At 29.0% G+C, this 21,874-nt stretch carries 20 protein-coding genes and 1 other RNA gene; 13 read left to right on the top strand and 8 right to left on the bottom strand.

Annotated elements, in window-relative coordinates; translation table 11 throughout:
* Positions 1–756: 756 nt before the first annotated feature.
* Positions 757–936: a hypothetical protein gene (locus G594_RS0111550; protein ID WP_027098729.1), complete on the bottom strand. Its 180-nt coding sequence runs from the start codon at positions 934–936 to the stop codon at positions 757–759.
* 205 nt (positions 937–1,141) lie between these two features.
* Between G594_RS0111550 and ssrA the strand changes: the two genes are divergently transcribed.
* Positions 1,142–1,494, top strand: a transfer-messenger RNA (tmRNA) gene (gene ssrA, locus G594_RS19925).
* A 56-nt stretch (positions 1,495–1,550) separates the two neighbouring features.
* On the opposite strand, the gene G594_RS0111545 is transcribed toward ssrA, so the two are convergent.
* Both G594_RS0111545 and G594_RS20550 read right to left on the bottom strand, forming a co-directional pair.
* Complete coding sequence (locus tag G594_RS0111545) at positions 1,551–2,372, bottom strand: Cof-type HAD-IIB family hydrolase (protein ID WP_027098728.1); 822 nt, start codon at positions 2,370–2,372, stop codon at positions 1,551–1,553.
* 25 nt (positions 2,373–2,397) lie between these two features.
* Positions 2,398–2,661 (bottom strand): substrate-binding domain-containing protein, encoded by a 264-nt coding sequence (locus G594_RS20550; protein ID WP_027098727.1) that lies wholly within the window; start codon positions 2,659–2,661, stop codon positions 2,398–2,400.
* Between G594_RS20550 and G594_RS20545 the strand changes: the two genes are divergently transcribed.
* The gene (locus G594_RS20545; RefSeq protein WP_120362565.1) at positions 2,660–4,345 is read left to right on the top strand and encodes an ABC transporter ATP-binding protein; all 1,686 of its coding nucleotides are present in this window, start codon (positions 2,660–2,662) and stop codon (positions 4,343–4,345) included. The genes G594_RS20550 and G594_RS20545 overlap by 2 nt on opposite strands.
* A gap of 99 nt (positions 4,346–4,444) precedes the next feature.
* Here the strand turns inward: G594_RS20545 and G594_RS0111530 are convergent, their stop codons facing one another.
* The 3 genes from G594_RS0111530 to G594_RS0111520 form a co-directional block, all read right to left on the bottom strand.
* Positions 4,445–5,932, bottom strand: a complete 1,488-nt coding sequence (locus G594_RS0111530; protein ID WP_027098726.1) for a glycoside hydrolase family 1 protein — start codon at positions 5,930–5,932, stop codon at positions 4,445–4,447.
* 56 nt (positions 5,933–5,988) lie between these two features.
* The gene (locus G594_RS0111525; protein ID WP_027098725.1) at positions 5,989–7,374 is read right to left on the bottom strand and encodes a PTS transporter subunit EIIC; all 1,386 of its coding nucleotides are present in this window, start codon (positions 7,372–7,374) and stop codon (positions 5,989–5,991) included.
* 130 nt (positions 7,375–7,504) lie between these two features.
* Positions 7,505–8,341 (bottom strand): PRD domain-containing protein, encoded by an 837-nt coding sequence (locus tag G594_RS0111520; protein WP_027098724.1) that lies wholly within the window; start codon positions 8,339–8,341, stop codon positions 7,505–7,507.
* 599 nt (positions 8,342–8,940) lie between these two features.
* On the opposite strand from G594_RS0111520, the gene G594_RS0111515 reads away from it, so the two are divergent.
* The 3 genes from G594_RS0111515 (at position 8,941) to G594_RS0111505 (ending at position 12,592) form a co-directional block, all read left to right on the top strand.
* Positions 8,941–10,719: an FAD-dependent oxidoreductase gene (locus G594_RS0111515; RefSeq protein ID WP_027098723.1), complete on the top strand. Its 1,779-nt coding sequence runs from the start codon at positions 8,941–8,943 to the stop codon at positions 10,717–10,719.
* A gap of 273 nt (positions 10,720–10,992) precedes the next feature.
* Positions 10,993–11,979 carry a choloylglycine hydrolase gene (gene bsh / locus G594_RS0111510; protein WP_027098722.1) on the top strand — a complete coding sequence of 329 codons (987 nt, stop codon included), beginning with the start codon at positions 10,993–10,995 and terminating at the stop codon, positions 11,977–11,979.
* Between the two features lie 82 nt (positions 11,980–12,061).
* A complete protein-coding gene (locus G594_RS0111505) occupies positions 12,062–12,592 on the top strand; it encodes a 2'-5' RNA ligase family protein (RefSeq protein WP_027098721.1) in 531 nt (176 codons plus the stop codon).
* 40 nt (positions 12,593–12,632) lie between these two features.
* On the opposite strand, the gene G594_RS0111500 is transcribed toward G594_RS0111505, so the two are convergent.
* Positions 12,633–13,310, bottom strand: coding sequence for a Crp/Fnr family transcriptional regulator (locus tag G594_RS0111500; protein ID WP_027098720.1), 678 nt, complete (start codon positions 13,308–13,310; stop codon positions 12,633–12,635).
* Positions 13,311–13,426: 116 nt separating this feature from the next.
* Between G594_RS0111500 and G594_RS0111495 the strand changes: the two genes are divergently transcribed.
* The 3 genes from G594_RS0111495 to G594_RS0111485 all read left to right on the top strand — a co-directional run bounded on the left by G594_RS0111495 (position 13,427) and on the right by G594_RS0111485 (position 16,252).
* On the top strand, positions 13,427–14,611 hold the full coding sequence (locus G594_RS0111495) for an MFS transporter (protein WP_027098719.1): 1,185 nt from the start codon (positions 13,427–13,429) through the stop codon (positions 14,609–14,611).
* A gap of 129 nt (positions 14,612–14,740) precedes the next feature.
* A complete protein-coding gene (locus G594_RS0111490) occupies positions 14,741–15,457 on the top strand; it encodes a YczE/YyaS/YitT family protein (protein WP_027098718.1) in 717 nt (238 codons plus the stop codon).
* A gap of 81 nt (positions 15,458–15,538) precedes the next feature.
* On the top strand, positions 15,539–16,252 hold the full coding sequence (locus tag G594_RS0111485) for a DUF434 domain-containing protein (protein WP_027098717.1): 714 nt from the start codon (positions 15,539–15,541) through the stop codon (positions 16,250–16,252).
* Between the two features lie 34 nt (positions 16,253–16,286).
* On the opposite strand, the gene G594_RS0111480 is transcribed toward G594_RS0111485, so the two are convergent.
* A complete protein-coding gene (locus G594_RS0111480; protein WP_027098716.1) occupies positions 16,287–17,027 on the bottom strand; it encodes a 3'-5' exonuclease in 741 nt (246 codons plus the stop codon).
* Between the two features lie 128 nt (positions 17,028–17,155).
* Here G594_RS0111480 and trhA point away from each other — a divergent pair, with 128 nt between their 5' ends.
* The 5 genes from trhA to G594_RS0111455 all read left to right on the top strand — a co-directional run bounded on the left by trhA (position 17,156) and on the right by G594_RS0111455 (position 21,812).
* Positions 17,156–17,836, top strand: coding sequence for a PAQR family membrane homeostasis protein TrhA (gene trhA, locus G594_RS0111475; protein ID WP_051195991.1), 681 nt, complete (start codon positions 17,156–17,158; stop codon positions 17,834–17,836).
* A 103-nt stretch (positions 17,837–17,939) separates the two neighbouring features.
* The gene (locus G594_RS0111470; protein ID WP_027098714.1) at positions 17,940–19,427 is read left to right on the top strand and encodes an aryl-sulfate sulfotransferase; all 1,488 of its coding nucleotides are present in this window, start codon (positions 17,940–17,942) and stop codon (positions 19,425–19,427) included.
* Positions 19,428–19,439: 12 nt separating this feature from the next.
* A complete protein-coding gene (locus tag G594_RS0111465; protein ID WP_027098713.1) occupies positions 19,440–20,360 on the top strand; it encodes an ABC transporter substrate-binding protein in 921 nt (306 codons plus the stop codon).
* Positions 20,360–21,079 carry an ABC transporter ATP-binding protein gene (locus G594_RS0111460; protein ID WP_027098712.1) on the top strand — a complete coding sequence of 240 codons (720 nt, stop codon included), beginning with the start codon at positions 20,360–20,362 and terminating at the stop codon, positions 21,077–21,079. The genes G594_RS0111465 and G594_RS0111460 overlap by 1 nt, the downstream gene beginning before the upstream one ends.
* Positions 21,066–21,812, top strand: a complete 747-nt coding sequence (locus tag G594_RS0111455; RefSeq protein WP_027098711.1) for an ABC transporter permease — start codon at positions 21,066–21,068, stop codon at positions 21,810–21,812. The genes G594_RS0111460 and G594_RS0111455 overlap by 14 nt, the downstream gene beginning before the upstream one ends.
* Positions 21,813–21,874: the final 62 nt, after the last annotated feature.

The following is a 21,874-nucleotide window of genomic DNA, read 5'->3' as shown; positions in this document are numbered from 1 at the left end:
TCTGAAATATATAGATCGGCAGTGGTAATATGAAAGTTTTATTTGTGGAAATAGGGTTTTGATTTTAAGTTGAGTTTGTGAGAGAGAAGGTACGAGGTAAGATAAAAAAGATAATCAGGATAAAAGAGATAATAAAGTTGAAGAGGAAACTCTGCTATCGCTAGAGTTTCTTGAATATATAGATCGGAAGTGGTAATTATGAAAGTTTTATTTGTGGGAATAGGGTTTTGATTTTAAGTTGAGTTTGTAAGAGCGAAGGTACGAGGTAAGATAAAAAAGATAATCGGGATAAAAGAGATAATAAAGTTGAAGAGGAAACTCTGCTGTCGCTAGAGTTTCTGGAATATATAGATCGGCAGTGGTAATATGAAAGTTTTATTTGTGGGAATACTGTTATGATATAAGAGCAGAAAGTTAAGAAGTTAAAAAGTTATAGGGAAAATGCGGGTTTAGGAAGATAATAAGGATAAAAATGATAATAAGGATGAGGATGAAACTTTGCTTTGTTAGTATTTCTTTTTTTAGTTAAATTAAAAATAAAAATAATATTATTAATATAAATAATAAATCTTAGAAAAATTCTTTTATAATAAAAATTCTAATAAATATAACAATATATAAATATAACAATATATAAACATATAGGAATAATCCGGCCTGAGGAAAGATTCTGTGGAGCTATGAATTATTTTATAAGATAAAAAAATAGCTTCAAAAAAATTTTGGAAGCTATAGAGAGAGTTTTTAAATAAATTTTTATATATTTTCTATAGTGAAGTTATAAAATGGTTGGTATTCTACTGAAGTTGATTCTCCTGTGATTAAAAATAAAGCAGATGCTAAGATGTACATGAGAATTAAAACTAGAAGAACAGTTCGTAAGGTTAATCTTTTTTCTTTTATTACCGATAACACATCGCTGATCCAAATCTCCATAAATTTTTCTCCTTTGTTTAATAAGTTCAGTAGTAGTATTCTCTTTTATTTATAGAATTATTTTCAAAAAATCATATTTATACGTGGTAATTATTTCAGAGGGCCGTCACATTGACAGTGAATTTTTTATATTATATAATGAATTCACTGAAGAAATTAAAAACTAAATATTGAAATTTGTTTTGAAAGTTCTTCTTATCAACATGGGGGCGTTTTGGCTTCGACGGGGGTAAGATGGGTTTGATAAGCGAGCCGAGGTAAGCATGTTCCCTTGTTAATCAAGTATGCATTAAAGATAAACGCAGAAGATAATTTTGCATTAGCAGCTTAATATAGCCGCTCATCAGTCCAGGATGCCTACGTCTTGGGTAGCTGGTGTCATAAAGTAGGAAACGAAGTCTAGCAAAGCTTTGAGCTAGAGGGGTATTTATGAAGCTAGGGAGTGAGGAGTTTGTTTGTGAGCTAACTCATGACCGAAATTTTAATCATAAACTACGCTCGTAGAAAGTCAGGCTGGTCTGCTTTCGGACACGGGTTCGACACCCGTCGCCTCCACCATGAAAACCCTCGACAATACATAAAGGTGTTGTCGAGGGTTATTTATTTTATATTCGTTATTTACTAAAGATTTCTTTTAGAGTATGATATACACCTTCATCATTGTTATTTAATGTTACTCTATCTGCACATTTCTTTACTTCATCAGTAGAGTTGTCCATTGCGACTCCAATACCGGCGTATTTAAGCATTGATAAGTCATTTTCTCCGTCACCAAAAGCAATAATGTTTTCTCGGTTAATATTAAAGTGTTCTTGGAGCTTTTTTACAGCTAGTCCTTTATCAGTTCCATGAGGAATAATTTCTATATTATTGAAATAAGAAGATTGTACATATATTCCTGATAGTTTTTTTAGTTTGGTCTTTGCTTTCTTTAATAAAGAAAGGTCTTCTTCTTCAATAGCTATAGCATTAAGATAATTACCTAAGTGTTCCTTAAAGCTATCTAATGTTAAGATTGGTTTCATACCATTTACATTGCTTCCAGTAGAAAGTCTTTGCATATCTTCTTTTGAGAAAAAAAGAGGTAAAACCTTAGTATAATAAACATCATCTTTTGAAAAGAAATATAAAGGTATATTAAAGGATTGCATTACTTTATAAACATTAATCGCTGTTTCAGGGGGCATATTACTTTTATGAATATCTTCTGTCGTAGTTCCTGCATATGCACCATTTGAACATATTATGCAGGTATCAGCACCTATAATATCAGCAAAAGATTTTGCGGATTTATACATTCTTCCTGTAGATATACAAAATATATGACCGTCTTTTTGTAAATTTCTTATTATCGATAAAGTGTTAGAAGAAATTTCTCCTTTTGAATTTAATAAAGTTCCATCTAGATCAGAGCATATTAAGTATTTTTCTTTCATTATTTATATCACCTTTCAACTAGTTTTATTTATTAGAGAAGCCACAGGATTCTCTTACTACTAATTCTGGAGTATGATTTATAGAGATATTTTCAGATATACCATTTATAGCGCTAATTAATTTTGTAATTGCAATCTTTCCTAAATATTCATCCATTTGGTCAATAGTTGTTAAACGAGGTAGTAAATAATCGCTATCTGGAAATTGATCGCAGCTTACTACAGCTATGTCGCCTGGCACTGAAAGACCGTTATCATAAATTGCACGTATAGCACCACGTGCTACCATGTCATTTATTGCGATTACTGCTGTAGGATTAGCTATAAATAATCTAGTAAATGCAATTAATAGCTTTGATAAATCTGTAAGTGTTTTATCAATGGTGGCGCAGGCACTAGCTATGCCAGTTTTAATGCTGGTACTAATATCTATTGTTAATAGTTTTCTTACTTATATCCAGCAATATATAATATCTAGTGTTGGAGAGAATTTAACTTTATCATTACGTAAAGATATTAGTAAGAAAATAAATAAGCTTCCATTGAAATATTTTGACTCACATAAAAAAGGGGATGTTATGAGTAGAGTAACAACTGACCTTGAAAAAGTATCCCTAGTAATGCAGGTCGGTTTTATGCAGTTTATATCTTCTTGTTTTACAATTATCTTTACAATTATCTCAATGCTTATATTAAATTTAAAGTTATCCTTATTAATTTTTATATTCATTGGAATTAGTGCTATTGCAACAAATTATGTATCAAGTTTAAGTCAACGTTATTATGCATATAATTTTGATGCTATGGGTGAATTAAGTGGAAAAATTGAAGAAGTGTACTCTGGAAATCCTATTGTAAAAATATTTAATCAACAAGAGAATGTAATTCAAGAAGTGACTGAGCTTAATAAAAAGCAGTTTGAAGCTAATAGAAAGGCTCAGTTTATAGATTTTGCTATATATCCAACTATTCGTCTTTTAAATCAATTAGGATTTATAGCAACAGCTATTGTAGGTGGAATAATGACACTTAATGGACAGATTTCATTAGGTGGAATTCAAGCGTTTTTACAATACGTAAATCAAGTATCTGAGCCTGTAACTCAAGCTTCTTATGTTATCATGTCTCTACAATCTGCTATTGCTGGGGCTGAGAGAGTTTTTGAGTTATTAGATGAAGAAGAAGAGGTTGCAGATAATAAGTTAAATGAATTCTCATTTGATAAGAATCCTATATCTAAGGGAAAGGTAGATTTCAAAAATGTAAAGTTTGGATATACAGATGAGAAAACTTTAATTAAGAATTTAAACCTTGAAGTAAAACCAAATGAAATGGTAGCTATTGTTGGGCCAACAGGTGGAGGAAAAACTACATTAATTAACTTGATAATGCGTTTTTATGAATTAAATGGAGGAGCTATATCAATTGATGGAGTTAATATTAATGAGATTCCTAGAAATATATTGCGTAGACAAATTGGGATGGTTCTTCAAGATACATGGCTATTTGAAGGGACAATAGCTGAAAATATTGCTTATGGTAAGATGGATGCTACCCGTGAAGAAATAATAGCTGCTGCAAAAGCTGCTTGCTGTGACCATTTTATTCGTACACTAGAGCATGGATATGATACAGTAATCTCTAGTGAAACATCTAATGTTTCTCAAGGACAAATGCAACTGTTAACTATTGCTCGTGCTATGTTAACAAATCCTACAGTTATGATATTAGATGAAGCTACATCAAGTGTAGATACAAGGACAGAAGTAGAAATTCAAAAGGCTTTATCAAGACTTATGAAGGATAAAACGAGTTTTGTCATAGCACATAGATTGTCAACTATTCAAAATGCAGATATGATTTTAGTTGTTAAAGATGGAGATATTATAGAAAGAGGAACTCATCAAAGTCTTCTAGAACAAAATGGTTTTTATGCATCTCTTTATTACAGTCAATTTGAAGTAGCAAATTAAATTTAAAATAGGGAATGTATCATATCTATCATGAAGGGGCTATCTCATAAATGATTTTTAATCATCTATGAGATAGCCCCATATTTTTTTATTAATTAATTAGTATAAATCAACCCCATTAGACTCAATAACACGTTTATACCATGCAAAAGAATCTTTCTTTATACGACTACCATCACCACTACCATCATCATGGTAATTTACATAGATAAATCCATATCGTTTTCTCATTTCTCCAGTTGATGCACTAATCAAATCAATACATCCCCATGGAGTATAGCCCCATAGTTCTACGCCATCTTCATTAATTGCGTCTGCCATAGCAATAATATGATTTCTTAAATAATCAATACGATAACTATCATGGATTGATCCATCACTTTCAATCTTATCTTCTGCACCAAGACCATTTTCTACAATCATTAATGGCTTTTGATAACGATCATATAATTCATTTAAAGCAATCCTTAGACCTACAGGATCAATTTGCCATCCCCATTCACTTTCTTCTAGGTATGGATTTTTAACTCCCATAATCATATTACCTTTTTGATTATTTAAGACATTTGGATCACTTGAAGTACAACTACTCATATAATATGAAAAACTAATAAAGTCAACTACTCCTTCACGTAAAATAGCTTTTTCTTTATCACTTAAGCTAAAAATAATGTTTTCTCTAGCATATTCTTTTAACTTGTATGTTGGATAGTATCCTCTAACTTGTACATCACAATAAAAATACATATTATTTTGTTTATTTCTAGCTGCCATAACGTCATTAGGGTTACATGTATAAGGGTAAGTTACATTATATGCAATCATATTACCAACTTTGTTATTACTATCAATTTCATGTAATACCTTTACAGCCATAGCACTTGCTAAAAGTTGATGCTTACTAGCAGTAGCCTTAGATTGTGCATCACGCGAAGGTACTCCAGCTGACATCCATGCCCCATGTGATAAACAGTTTATTTCATTAAAAGTTAACCAATACTTCACTTTTCCTTTATATCTTTTTCCTACTGTATCAACATATCTAACAAAGCAATCAATAGTTCTTTCATCAAGCCATGATCCCCATTTATTTGTTAAACTAATTGGTGTTTCATAGTGAGATAATGTAACTAATGGTTCGATTCCATATTTTAGACATTCAGAAAATACAGCATCATAGAACTTTAATCCTTCCTCATTAGGTTTTTCTTCTAATCCTGTAGGGAATATTCTAGTCCAGTTAATACTCATACGAAATGTTTTAAAGCCCATTTCTGCCAATAATGCAATATCCTCTTTATATCTATGATAAAAATCACTAGCAACATGACTTGGATAATCATAACCATCATATACTCCAAATTCCGTATAATTAGCTACATTCATTCCAAATAATCTTTGTTCGCATAGATTATTATCCTTATCCATATATGTTACAACTCTAATTTTATCCTTTGAACCTCTAGTACAGCAGTCTGCACTACTTATACCTTTATTTCCTTCATTCCAACCACCTTCGAATTGGTTAGCAGCAGTAGCGCCACCCCATAGAAAGTCTTTTGGAAAGCCTTTACTCATCTTTGTCATATTGAATATTATGGCTGTCTATAAATAACAGACAGCCTCCCCCTTTCAATTAATAATTAATTAATTTCTTCTTTATAAGAAAAATAAACTAACAAGAATGTAGCTACAAAACCAACTACACAAGCTAAAATTGCATATAAAACATTAGATGCGCCACCTTCTAAATAGGCTGGGAATGCAAATAATCCATTTGTTCCAGCTCCCATAATATAAACATATACTTTTAATAATCCTCCTACAAGAGCTCCAATGAAATTACCAGCTAATATTAAATAGAAAGGTTTTTTTAATCTCAAGTTTATACCGTACATTGCCGGTTCTGATACACCAGCGATAATTGCTGTAGTAGCTGCTGATATAGCAGTACTTTTTAAACTCTTATCCTTTGTTTTTAATGCTACAGCTAGGCTCGCAGCCCCTTGATTAAAATTATTTATTAATGTTCCTATAACGTTTGGCAAGAAACCATATGTCTGGAATGATTGTAATCCATATGGAACCATAGCTACATGCATACCAGTTAACACCATAATTGGTTGTAAGCAAGCAAATACTGCTACACCAAAGCCACCAAAATTAACATAGATAAAATTAATAATTGCACTTAATACTACACCAATATTTGCTCCTAAAGGTGCAATGAAACAAAAAGTAATTGGAATCATAATTAATATAGAAAATAGTGGTACACAAATTGACCTTAAGATTTCTGGAGTATATTTATTCAATACCTTTTCAAGCTTTGATAACACATAAATTGCTAAAATAGATGGAAATACTGCATTAGCATAATTACCTGCTTTAATAGTTAATCCAAATACTGACATTGGAGTTCCTTGCGCTACCATGGAAATAAATGTTGGATGAATTAGCATTGCCCCTAATAGCATACTTATTGCAATATTTGCTCCAAACTTTCTAGAAGCAGTTGCTCCTATAAATACTGGGAAAAAGTAGAAACCAGCATCTGCTACAAAGTTAATTACAATAGATGTTGGTGAATCCATAGAAATCCAACCTAATGATTGACCGACTAGGATGATTACTTTTATCATACCTACACCAATCATTATTGGTAATAATGGAACAATACAAGCTGCGATATTTGTAAAAATATCACTAAGCCCTTTCTTCAAACTAAATGATTCCTTTTTTACATCATCACTAACTGTATCTTCTTGTGCCAAACCCGTTTTTTGACAAATTAATTTGTATACGTCACTTACTGCTTGACCAATAATAATTTGAAATTGATCTCCAACCCATTGACAGCCAATTACACCTTCTATTTTTTCAATTTCTTTAACATTAACTAGTGATTTATCTTTAACTGTAAGTCTTAATCTGGTTACACAATGTGTAAAGAAAGTTATGTTTTCTTTTTCTCCTACTAAACCAATTACACGATTAGATAAATCTTCATACTTATTTTTCTTAGCCATTTTTTCCTCCTAAAAAAATATAATTATATTGCATCCGATATATCAAGATTATATGATATATGGTTATTGCCAAAATAAATCCCTCCACAAATAAGTCTATAAAAAGACTAATTTGTGGAGGGTAATGCCCTTAATGGTAACAATCCTCTCTTGTACATAAACGATTAATATGTAGCATTAGATATAATAGTTCTTCTTTGTTTAAATTCAAATTTATAGTTTTATTTAGATATTCATTAATATGAATAGCACATATACAAATATCTGGGAAGTCTTTGCACATTGAATCATATAATTTAAGATTTTCACTTGATACCTCAATCTCTTTTTCTTTTCTTTTTAAAAGATACTTAAGATGTGAAACAAATCTTGAATAATTAAATTCTAACTTGTTTATATGTAGGTCAAATTCTTTTTCAACAATTTCTGTAATATTTAGAATAAGGTTAGATTCATCTGTAACAAAATGAGTACCTGTTTCTATATTTTCGGCATTAATAAAGTGTAGTGCGATACTTACTGCCTCATTCTCTGGTAAATTAATATTTAAATCTTTTCTTATTTGCTTGACTGCCCATTCACCAACTGACATTTCAGCTTCATAAAGATGATTAATATCATAAGCAAATGGTAATTTTAGATTTATCTTTTTTTCATATCTTTGAATTGCAAAATTAATATGATCTGCAAGAGTAAATACAATATTTGAATTAACTTCATTTTTTATTTTTGTCTTAGAATAATCTACAATTTTTACTGATATTTCAAAAATATTTTCGGGTATTTCGTTAATAAAATTAAAATATAATGAATTAACTCCATAAAATGTTCTCTGAACTTTACTTAAGTCACATAGTTCATATGGGGTAGCCGGAAATCCAATTCCTTTTCCAAAAGCAATTAATTCATTATTATTATTATCTAAACATATAGCAACGTTGTTATTGATTTTCTTTACAACTATCATAATTAATACCACCTTCTTATATTTGGAAACAATATCAGTACTTATTTAGATTACAATTAATGATAATAATTTATTAAATTTGTTGGAACGTATTGTTCAATATAAAAGTTTTTACTAAAAATTGAAATCTACTATTTGTACTTTTGATAAATAAAAAACTCCCTTATTGGCGACACAAAAACAATGATACTATTGTTTTGGTAATGCCTCTAAGAGAGTAACAAACCTATTAGTTAATACAGAAAATATGTTAACACCATATGAAAGCGTTGTCAACAATGTTTTATATAAAAATTAATTTAATATTTTCTTTACCCATAATAGCACCAAGAGGATAATCTATATCATATTTCAATTAGTATATGTTTTTTTGTGAGTGGAATAAGGAGAACATTTCTTCGGGAGTACGTATATAAATATAGCTTCTTATTTCTCTAATTAATTTCAAACTATAAATTGTTACAAAAAACTACAAAATATTCTGATAATAATACAATTTACCAATAAAGTATAATTTTATTTAAAAACATTGATAAAATATTAACTACATGATATCATTGTCATTGTCTAAAAAATAACATAAGATGCGGGGGATAATAATGAAAAAAGTAAAAAGAATAGTTACTTTAGCATTAGCAAGTTTAATGTCAATAGCATTATTTGCTGGATGTAGTGCTGACAAAAAAGAAAGTTTAAAGACTGAAGAGGCTGATTTTGTAGTAGTTGGAGGTGGAGCTGCTGGTCTAATGAGTGCTCTTGAATTAGGTGGTAATGGTAAAGTTGTATTACTTGAAAAAATGCCAGCTTTAGGGGGAACAACTATTAGGTCAAAAGGATACCTATGGTCTGTAGATTCAAAAATAAATAAAGAAGCTAATGTTGGTTTATCTGGAGAAGAATTAACAAAGTTCTATAAAGATATGGCTGGAGAAGAAAATTTTAATGACGAACTATTTAAGAAAATGGTAGAAGTTTCTGGAAGTACAGTTGATGAATTAGTGGAATTAGGAATACCATTTAGTAAAACTAATTTTGCAGGAGGCACTCCTAATTATCCAGAGTTACAAACTTTAACTGTAGAAGGTGAAGGTCCTGCATTAATTAGTGCTTTCAATAAGTTACTTAAAGAAAGAAATGTAGAAATAAGAATGGAATCTTCAGCAGAAGAATTAATAATAGAAAACGGGGAAGTCAAAGGGGTTGTAGTAAAAAAAGGAGATGAAAAATATAATTTAAAATCTCAAAAAGTAATTTTATCTACTGGTGGCTTCACTAGAAATGAAGATATGATGGATCAATATAATAATGAGTTTATTAACAATATTCCATTTAGTGGAGTTGGAAGTACTGGTGATGGAATATTAATGGCTGAAAAAGCAGGAGCGCAATTAATAGGTGATGGTGTTCTAGGTATTTGGGGAATGAATGAAAAGTATGGTTACGTAGGGGATATCGGTAGCTTAGTAAGACAAACAGCTTTTTACATAAATAAAGATGGTAATAGATTTGTTAATGAAAAAAGATATTATGCAGAAGTACATAACGAGCTAAATAAATTAGAAGATAAGCATGCATATGGATTATTAGATTCAAGAGATGAAAAGTTGGTAGAAAACTTAGAAAAAGGTGTTTCTGAAGGATTAGTTGTAAAAGCAAATACAATTGAAGAATTAGCAGATCTATTAAAAGTAAATAAGGATAATTTAGTAGGTACAGTTAATAAGTATAATGAAGCATTCAACTCTGGTAATGATGCAGAATTTGGATTAAAGAATAAACAAATGACACCAATGTTAAAGGCACCATTCTATGCTTATGATGTAAAGCCTACAATAATAGGTACTATAAAGGGTGTAAAGGTTAATGATAATGCACAAGTTTTAGATAAGGATAACAATCCAATAAAGAATCTTTATGCTACAGGGGAAATGATAATAGGTAACTTTATAAACAAAGCATATCCTGCTACAGGTACTGTTGTTGCAACAGGTATATACTCAGGAAAAATTGCAGCCACTCATGCTAAAGAAGGTGTAACACCAAAGTTTGAAAGTGAAGTTAGCAATGAGTCTAGTAATAATGAATCTGAAAAAGTAGAAGCAGATAAAACTGTTTATAAAGATGGTATATATGAAGGACAGGCTAAAGGAATGAACGATGCTGTAAAAGTATCAGTTGAAGTTAAAGAAGGTAAAATTTCAAAAGTAGAAATATTAGATAGTAAGGATACAGCTGGAATATCTGATGCTGCAATAGAAAAATTACCAGAAATGATAGTAAGCAAAAATTCACCTGAAGTTGATAGTATATCAGGTGCTACATCTACAAGTGATGCTATTAAAGAAGCCGTAACAGAAGCTTTAAAACAAGCAAAATAGTATATAGATAATTTATTTAATTAAGAGATATTGCAAAATGGAAATACATTTAGCAATCTCTCTTTTTATTATAATAATGAAAAAATTGAGTTTATGTATATCTCTTATAATGTGGGATAAAATCTTTCATATCAAAGGGAAAACGTATATCTGTTTTTAGAAGATTGTATGAATACTCTAATCATATAAGCTAGTGATTATGTGGATTAGTATAATATTATCTAAATTAGGTTAATGTAATTTTAATAAAAGCTTTATTAGGAGGCATTAAAAATGTGTACAGCATTAACTTTAAGAACAAAAGATGGATATAGCTTGTTTGGAAGAAATATGGATTTGTCATACTCATTTAATCAAGCAGTTACCTTAGTACCTAGAAATTATGAATATAGAGATAGAGTTACTGGAAATATGAAAAAAACTAAATACGCAATATTAGGTATGGCAAGTGTTATAGGAGATTATCCAGCATTTGCAGATGCATTTAATGAGAAGGGGTTAGGGTGTGCAGGCCTTAATTTTCCTGGATATTCTTACATAGAAGAAAAGACAGTTCCAGGAAAAAAAAATTTAGCTCCATACGATTTGATTATATGGATACTATCAAATTTTGAAACTGTAGATGAGGTTTTTAGAGAATTGAGAAATGTAGAATTAGTTGCAGTTCCAATTGATGAAAAAACACCACTTCCAACTCTTCATTGGATTGTTGCAGATAAAAATGGAAAATCTATAGTTATAGAAAAAACAAAAGAAGGTTTAAAATTTTATGAAAATCCAATTGGAGTTATGACTAATTCCCCAACATTTGATTGGCATTTAACTAATTTGAATGAGTATATGAAAACTACTCCAATTCAACCAGAACCTATAAAGTGGGGAGATAAAGAATTAAAACCATTAGGAGTAGGTCTTGGAAGCAATGGATTACCAGGAGGCTTTTCAGGAGTAGATAGATTTGTAAGAATAGCATATTTAAAATCAACTTTTTCAGAAGCAGAAGATTTAATGACTGGGATAAGTCAATTTTTTCATATGCTAAATAATGTAGCAATGCCAAGGGGCGCTGTTATAAGTGATAATTTAGATGATATAACCTTATATACTTCATGTATGTGCCAACAAAAAGGTATCTATTATTATACAACATATAATAATAATGGAATAAGTGCTATAGATATGAATAAAGAAGATTTAGATGCTAAGGAAATTAAGAGATTTGAGTATTTAGATAAATTAAATATTAAATATCAAAATTAAAGCTTATTATTAGATTTTTGTTAATCTATTTTATATAATCATCTTAGAGTTATTTATAAATATAGATTTAGTGGAGGAAAATATGTATTTAGTATCTTTATATTTTGATGATAAAGCAGCAGTAAGAATAGAAAGCTTTATAAATAAAGTATCAGAGAAAAGTGGCAATACTTTTATGACTGATAATAATGTTCCACCACATATAACTATTGCATCATTCCAAACTAATGAGGAAGAAAAAGTTATAAAAATATTAGATGAAAGAATTAGAGAGATTAACAGAGGAATAATAACTTGGGCATCAATAGGAATATTTAAATCATCTGTTATATTTTTGGCACCAATTTTAAATGAATATTTGCATAATCTATCAGTTAATATATATGAAGGTATATCTCTTATAGAAAATATATCTATTAGTAAATATTATCTGCCATTTCAGTGGATGCCACATACAACTATTGCAAAAAAGTTAGCTAAGGAAGAGTTGATCTTAGCATTTGAAGAGTTAGAAAAGAATTTTAATATTTTTAGTGGAGAAATAACTAAAATCGCATTATCTAAGACAAATCCTTATGAAGACATTATTGTATGGAATTTAGATAATAAGTAATACGTATAAAAAAACTGTACTTGTTTTAGTACAGTTTTTCTTATGAAAAAGCAAATAATCTAAGTTTCTTTTCGTTTATCACTTCTACCTTTTTATATCCAAGGGATACTAGTCCTTCTTTTTCAAACTTATTTAAAAACTTAGTTACAGTTACTCTACAGCTACCAATAAGTTGAGCAATTTCCTCATGGGAATAATCAATAATATATGTAGAGTCATTTTGATTTTTCTTAAAATATACCCCAAGGCGTAATAGTAGTTGAGCAAGCTTTTTATCAGAACTTAAAAATGCCATACTATTAACCTGAATGGATAAATTTTGTATGGATAGAGACATAAGATGGAACATTTGAATCATTAACTCAGGATATTTAGTAAGATAGGGATACAGCTCATTTAAATTTATTGAAATTAATTCAACATCTGTAGCAGCACTAACAGAGGTTAATCTAGAGCCATAACAAAAATATGAAGACTCACCTAACAGCTTTCCCTGTCTTAATATTTCAATTGTAAGTTCAGTTCCTTGATCTGATATTAAAAATATTCTAACACGACCAGATTTTATTAAGTAAAAATTATCAGCTCTATCGTCTTGAAAATATATAATCTCATCTTTTTTGTATCTTTGTATTGTACCTGCGCTTTCAAAGACTTCATAAAATTCAGGTGTAATATCTATTGAAGAGCCAGGAAGAAATTTATAGCTTGTACCCATTGTAATCACCATTAATATAAAAAATTTATTTATTAAATTGTAGTATAGACTACAATCTATTTTCAAGTATGTTATTAAAATAAATAATGTTAAAAATAAAGAATGGAGATATAGCGGTGGAAATGAAGGAAAGATTATGGACAAGAAATTTTATTTTAGCTTTAGTTATTACAATAGGAGTGAATCTTGCATGTAACTTGTTATTATCTACAATCTCAATTTATGCAAAGCAAATTACTAGTACTGATGCATATGCAGGTGTTATGACTGGGGCATTTACTTTAGCGGCATTATTTATAAGAATAGTAGCGGGAAAAATGTTAGATAAGATTGGTAGAAGAAAAGTATTGATGTTTGGTGTTGGAATTACAGTATTATCAACTGTTGTATATTTACTTACAAATAATATTTATATAATTATTTTTTTAAGAGTGATGCAAGGAGTTGGTTTTGGTATATCGTCAACAGCAATTGCTACAATTGTAACAGATGTTACTCCAGAATCTAGAATGCTTGAAGGTATTGGTTATTCAGGAGTAGGAATAACTATTACAACAGCAATTGGACCATCTATCGCCTTAGCCTTAGTTGGGGAGAATTATGATAAATTTAATGTATTATTTATAGTAACAGCAGCTGTAGCTTTATTTACTATTTTACTTTCGTTTAAATTATCTTATAAAGAAGTTGTTTCTAAGAAAGAAGAAGGAACTTGTGATGGTGAAGGAATTTCTATTAGTAAAATAATTATTCCATCAATAGTATTATTTATAGCAGCAGTTGCAGAAAGTACAATTTTAGCCTTTGCTGCATTATATGGAATTGAGCTTGGCTTTAGCAATATTGGATTATTTTTCACTATTAATGCTATGGGGATACTTGCATCAAGATTATTTATAAATCAAATAGTTAATAAACTAGGAACTAATGTTGTAGTATCTAGTGGGGTACTTATATTTGCAGCTTCTATATTTGGAATTGCTGTAACTAAAACTTATATAATGTTAATAATCATGGGATTTTTATGTGGTGTTATGGTTGGTTCATTGTTACCTATAGTTAACCTTTTAATTTTAGACTCTGCAAGTAAAAGTAGTAGAGGTATGGCAAATGCTATATATTATGCATTAATAGATGGGGGATACGGTATAGGTTCTATAATGTGGGGGCAAGTTGTTGTATCTTGTGGATATAGATTGATTTATGCATATTCATCCATTTCTCTAGTTGTGGCATTTTTAATATTTGTAACAAGTATAGTTAAGAGTAAAAGAAAAAGTAGCGAAGCTTTAGGGTGTTGATAAAATTTTGACAAAGTTGCAAGCTTAATATAGAATATTTGATAGAATTTAAAATATTACAAAAAAGATATTAAAATGGGAAAGTTGTAGCACGAAATTCAGCAAAAAATAAAGCAAAGGGTGAAAAAATTGAATAAAGCAATTAATTTAACCAAAAGACTAATATTATTTTTTATAGGAATGAGCATTATACAGTTAGGAGTAGCATTATTTCTTAAAACAAATATTGGTTCAGACCCATTTACAGTTTTTACTCAAGGCTTAGCAACTATTTTAAATAGGACAAGCTTAAAGGAACTTTCAATAGTACAGTTAATAGCTGGAAAGACTGAGGTGACTCCAGGAGTTGCTAATATGATAATATTAATAGTTTTATTTACTATTATAATTTTAGTAGATAGAAAGAAAATAAAAATAGGTACTTTAATATGTGTTGTTGGAGTTGGTCCTATAATAGATTTTGGGGTAAGGATAGTTTCTTACTTTCCAGTAGAATCCTATAATTACTTAATAAGGGCTCTATTAGTATTGTTAGGATGTCTTATTATTGCAGTAGGATTTTCAATAATGTCTGAAAGCGATCTAGGAGTAGCACCAAATGATATTGTTCCCTTTATTATTCAAGATAAAACTAAAATAGAATATAGGTGGATAAGAATTATTTTTGATGGAGTATTCCTTTTATTGGGGTTTGTTTTAGGTGGAAAAGTAGGAATAGGGACTATAATTTCAATGTTAAGTACAGGACCTTTTATACAATTCTGTTTACCTTATGGAAGTAAGTTAGTTAAATTCATATTAAATACAAAGAATCATTTAGATAATGAAACAGTTATTGCTGATTAAAAGAAAATAGAATATTTATATGTATTTTTATAGTATTTAGCCTAATAATATTAATAAATAAAATATTTAAGGAAATTTATTATGAGTAAAATAACAAGACGAGGCTATGTACCTACAGATGAGAAAGAATTTAAAAATCAAAACTTATATAAATTATATAAAGCATCAGATGATTTATTGTATTTATTAAATAGAGGATACAAGATTAAGGGAGCTTCAACTTTCGTAGGCAATCATTATCTTTTATCTGAAAGACAAAGGCTTGCATTAGTAAGAGGAATATCTAAATATGATGATGTTATAAAAAGAAAAGCTAAGGAAATTACTAACCTTTCAAATATAGAAGTGGTACATATAGATGGATTTAATACAATAATAACATTAGAAGTTGCTTTATCTAATTCTTTAATTATTAAGTCTATGGATGAAACTATAAGGGATTTAGCAGGACTTAGAGGGACTTATTCAGTTATAGATAAAACTGAGGTTGCAATTAAGTTAATAGGTGAATTTTTATTAGAACATAAAATTAAAAAAGCTATATTTTATTTAGATAGGCCAGTTTCCAATTCTGGTAGGTTAAAAATGAAGATTCTAGAGATGTTTGAAGGTTTAGAACTTCAAATAGAAGTAGAGAATATTGATAATGTAGATAGTGTTTTGAAATCAAAGGAAAATGTAGTATCTAGTGATGCAATAATTCTTGATAATTGCATTAGTTGGGTTAATTTAAATAGAAATATTATAGAAGAAAAGCTATCAAATGAAAATTGTATAGACTTTAGTAAAAAATAGTAGCTTTCACATAATAGGTGAGGCTACTATCTTTTTATTCATTTAAAGGTTTAAGAAATTGATTAGTTTTACCCATATTGTAAGCTAATTTTATCATGCTTATTTCTTCAGAAGTTAGTTTTCTATTATACATTTTTTCAATTTGTATAATTAGACCATCATAATCAATTATTTTTTTAGGCTCCGATTTTATTCTAATAGTGTTATGAGAATAAGTTTTTGCTTCTATTGAATCATTATATAATTTTTTGAAAATCTCAGTTGTATAATAGGCATCATTAAAAGCATCATGAAGTTCATCACTTATAGAGATGTTTAAAAAATCCAGAGCATTTTTTAGTCCAATCCTTTTTCCACTTGGAAGTTTAAAATATTTACTTGCATAGTCTTGAATATCTATATAAAGTTTAGGAAGATTTTCAATTGGAAGCTCAAAGTAAAGAATGTTTTTATACAATTCCTTTAGGTCTACAGTTCCCCAAATAATAAATGTAATATCTTCTTTTCCTATAAAATTCATAAAGTCATAATAAACCTCTATAAAGTTCTGAGAAGTAGAAACCATTTTATCAGTAATCTTTGTTAATTCTTGAATGTAAGGAAGAATATATTTATAAACAGTAGGTTTAATTAATTTATTAAATGTTGAAATAGTTTTAAAGTTTTCATCAAGTTTTAAAGCTCCAATTTGTATTATTTCAAAGGGTAATTGAAGAACTTTATCTTCTTTATTACAACGTTGATTAAACTCCAAATCAAATATAATATATTTCAAATCTACCACCTCGCTTAAGAATAGTATACACAAATTTAAAGGGATAAGTAATTTTTAAGTATTTTATAAAGCTATAGGTATTATAATTATAGGTAGGTATATGCATTAAGTAAAGGAGTAATGTCATTATGAAAAGGAAAGTTAATAATAAGGAAGAAAGAAAGCAAGAACTTCAAAAACTAAATGAACCACCAGTTTTGACTATTCTAGAGGAAGTAGGAAATGCTATAACACATGGTGTTGGAGCAGTATTAGCATTAGTTGGTTTCATATTGCTATTACTAAAATCAGATACTGGGATGAAGGTAATGGCATCTTGTTTTTATGGAATTAGTTTATTTATTTTAATGTTGATGAGTTGTTTATATCATTCATTTAAAAGTGGCTCTAAGGTAAAACGAATATGGAGAAGGTTTGATTATGCATCTATTTATCTTCTTATTGGTGGTACTTTTGCTCCACTATATCTAGTTTATTGGGGGAATACCTTAGGAATTGTACTTTTTTGCATTCAATGGTCATTAATTGTTTTTGGAATTATAATGCTTGCTATCTTTGGTCCAGGAAAGTGGAAATGGATACATTTTACTTTATACTTCACTATAGGATGGAGTGGTCTTATAATGTTACCTGACTTCTTCCATAATAATATACCATTATTATTTATGATTTTAATTGGTGGAATTGTTTATACAGTTGGAATGGTTCCATTTGCAAGAGATAAAAAGTATGATCATTTTATTTGGCACTTTTTTGTGTTAATAGGGGCACTATTGCATTGGTTTGGAATTTATTTATTTGTATATTAATATAAAATGGCATATCTATCTAATTATGATAGTATGCTTTTTTTTAATATATTTTGATGATATAATATTAGGCGCTAATAGTTAGATTATAGGAGGTGAATATATGGAAGAATTACTAAAAAAACAAAATGAAATAATAAAAGATATAGAGTCTAGATATGCAGAAGAAAATTATACAGAATCTAATCCACTTATAGTATTGAATCCATTTGACACTTGTCCATTATCAGCTTTAATGAAATTTCAAACTGAAGAAGAATGCTCAGTAACTATATTTATTGAAGAAGATATTGAGAAAGAGTTTAAAGAATTGAAAAAGGATCATGAAATACCTATATTAGGTTTAATTGAGGATAAGGATAATTGTATAAGAGTTATATGTAATTATGAGGGGAATAGAAAAGAAGAGTTTGTGTATTACATAAAAACTTCAAAGTTACCTGAAGGATATCCTAATATAGAGTTAATTACATGTGATGAAAGTAATATGTATGATGGTATGATGGCTATGTCTTTAGGAAGAGCAGAAGGTGTAAGAACTGTAGAGCATTTATATTCTATCATAGATAATAAAGCACAAGTGAGATGGCTTTATACTGGAGTATCTTGTCACGTGTTTATGAAGCTAAAGAATGGGAATTTAATAGTAGATGCGCCAATATCAAGTGGTATTTGTGGAGCCTATACTGCAGCTGGTTTTATAGAGATTGATATGCTTGGAAGAATTATAAATTTCTTTCCTATAAAATATGGATTACATCATGATGTAATTGAATTACCAAATGGAAACTTCTTAGCTATTACTCAAAGAGAAAATACTAAACAAGATTTATTGGTAGAGATAGATAGAAATACTAAAGAAGTAATAAATGAATGGGATTTTAGAAAGATATTAGATTTTAATAGAGAAACTGTTATTGATAAAATATCTGTAAATCATCTATTGGATTGGTTACATCTAAATTCATTAGTATATGATGAAGAAAGTAATTCTATAATTGCGTCATCAAGAAATCAAAGTACTGTAGTTAAATTTGATAAAGATACATCTGAAATAAAGTGGATATTAGCTCCTCATTATGGATGGAATGATGAACTTAAAAAATATTTACTTAAACCAATAGGGAATGATTTTGAGTGGAGCTATGCTCAACATACACCTTCATTAACTAAAGATGGGAATCTTGTTATATTTGATAACGGAAATTTTAGGAGTTATGAATTAGAAAAGGCAGTTTTAGCACATAATAACTATAGTCGTGCAGTTGAGTATGAAATTGATGAAGAGAATATGACTGTTAATCAAGTGTGGCAATATGGTAAGGAAAGAGGAAATGAGCTATATTGTGCATATTTAGGAGCTGTAAGAATTCTTGAAAATAATAATAGATTAATATGCTTTGGGGGGATAACTAAGGATATATTCGGTAACCCAATAGATGATATGAAAAGTAATAGAATGAAAAATCAAATTACTATAGTAGAAATATCAAAGGGCAAAGTGGTTTTTGAAGTTAAATTAAGAGATACTGATATAACTAAGCCAATAGGTTATAAATGTTATAGAGCAGAAAAAATAAATTTATATTAAAGGAGAAACGTTATGAAGAAGATTAGAAAAAGCTTGTTATTAGTAGCAATGTCATTAGTTATGATCATTTCATTAATAGGGTGTACTTCTAATAAAGGAACACAAGATGAAAACACTACAATTAGATTAGGAGTAATGTCTGCAGCTGATTCAGCACCAATTTTATTAGCACAGGAAAAAGGATACTTTGAAGAAGAAGGGGTAAATCTAGAACTAGAAATTTTTACAAATGGAGCTACAAAGCAAAGTTCAATTCAAGCTGGAGAGCTTGATGCTGCAATGCTTAGTATGATTCAATTTTTAAATAATGTTAAAGGTGGATTACAAGCTAAGATAACTACAACTACTGATGGAATGTTCCCAATTGTATTATCAAAGAACTTCCAAGAAAAGAAGGATGTTAAAGTTGGATTAATGGAAGTTAGTGTAATAAACTTCTTAGCTGATCAATATTTAACTGATTACAATGTAGAAAAAGTATTCATTAATGAAATGCCTTTAAGAATGCAAGCATTAATGGAAAACAAGATAGATATGGCAGTTTTACCAGAACCACTAGCTTCAAATGCTCAACTTAAAGGATTAGAGAAGAGAGTATATGGTAAACCTGATGACTATACTCCAAATGGAATAATCTTTACAGATGAGTTTATAAAGAATAACCCTAACACTGTTAAGGGATTCCATAAAGCTTATAACAGAGCTGTTGAAGATATAATAAATAATCCAGAAGAAGCTAAGGATATATTAGTTTCAAAGTTAGAGTTAAATTCAAAGGTAAAAGATTTAATGGTATTACCAACATATCACAAAACAAGAGTTCCTGATGAAAGCTACTTAAAGGAAATCGAAGATTGGACTGAAAAACTACAAGGAAATGAATTAAACTTAGAATATAAAGATGTAGTAACGAAGGATTTTGTATCTAAATAATGTTAGAAGTAAAAGATCTATATGTTAGTTATGGGGAAAGAGAGATATTGAAGAACATCTCTTTTTCCTTATATAAAGGGGAAACACTTTCAATAATAGGTCCATCAGGATGTGGGAAAAGTACATTGTTATTATCTCTTGCAAATCAAAAGGAAATAAAAACGGGAAATATTTCAAATGAATTTAAGGATACTAATCTCATATTACAAAGCAATGGTCTTTTTCCTTGGAAGACTGTAAAGGAGAATATAAAGTTAGGTCTTATAGTAAAGGGTTCATCAAAAGAAGATATGGAAAAATCCATAGATAAAATAGCTTTAGATTTAAACATAAAACATGTTTTAGATAAATATCCTGCTGAAATAAGTGGAGGAGAAAAGCAGAGAACGGCTTTGGCCAGGGCGTTAGTTTTAAATTCAGATCTTTTATTAATGGATGAGCCTTCATCAGCTTTAGATTCAATAAACAAAGAAAATTTTCAAAATATACTATGTAAAATACAAGAACAATATAATATGTCATACATCATAGTTACTCATAATATAGAAGAGGCTGTGGTGTTAGGTAAAAAGATAGCTGTTGTCATAGATGGTGAGATAAAGAAGGTTATAGATAATGAATTTTATGGACAAGGGAATATAAGAAAAAGTTATAAGTTTTTTGATAAGTGTAATGAAATAAGAGATGTTTTAGAGGGATTTAGCAATGAAAAAGTTTAATAATGTGTACAAATATATTTATGCAATAACAGTAGTATTTATATTTTGGTATCTACTTCACATTATATTAAATTCTTTTGTAATTCCTAATCCAATAGACGTTATATCAAGGCTTTTTAAAGTAGGATATGGTATTATTTCAACTCACCTTATAGCAAGTCTTTTAAGATTACTTATAGCATTATTAATTACAACTATACTAGGATATTCTATAGGAATACTAATTGGGGTTAATGATAAACTGGATAATTTAATAAGCCCTATAGTATATTTGTTTTTTCCAGTTCCAAGAATAGCATTTTTACCAGTATTTATGATCTTATTTGGTCTTGGAAATACTTCTAAAATAGTATTAATTGTAGCAATAGCAATATTTCAAATAATAATATCAGTTAGAGACGGAGCAAAGGAAATACCTAATGAGCTTATATTATCTGCTAAGTCTTTGAAGCTTTCAAAATCTCAAATGATGAAGCATATTTATATTCCAGCAACCTTACCCAGATTATTTACAGCTATGAGAATAGCTTTAGGTTCAAGCATGGCAGCACTATTTTTTGCAGAAAATTATGCCACAAAGTATGGGATAGGATATTATATTATGAATTCTTGGATTAAGGTTGATTATGAAGGAATGTATTGTGGAATAATTATAATAAGCCTTTTAGGTATAGTTATGTTTAAGGTAATAGATATTTTACAAAGTAGAATTTGTAAGTGGCAAATTAAGTAGTTATAAATAGCACAACTATTTTTATGAAAGTAGTTGTGCTTTAATATTTGTTATATAATATT

The organism is Clostridium paraputrificum AGR2156, assembly GCF_000424025.1.
Classification (GTDB): domain Bacteria; phylum Bacillota; class Clostridia; order Clostridiales; family Clostridiaceae; genus Clostridium; species Clostridium paraputrificum.
This window is presented reverse-complemented; position numbering and strand designations above follow the sequence as displayed.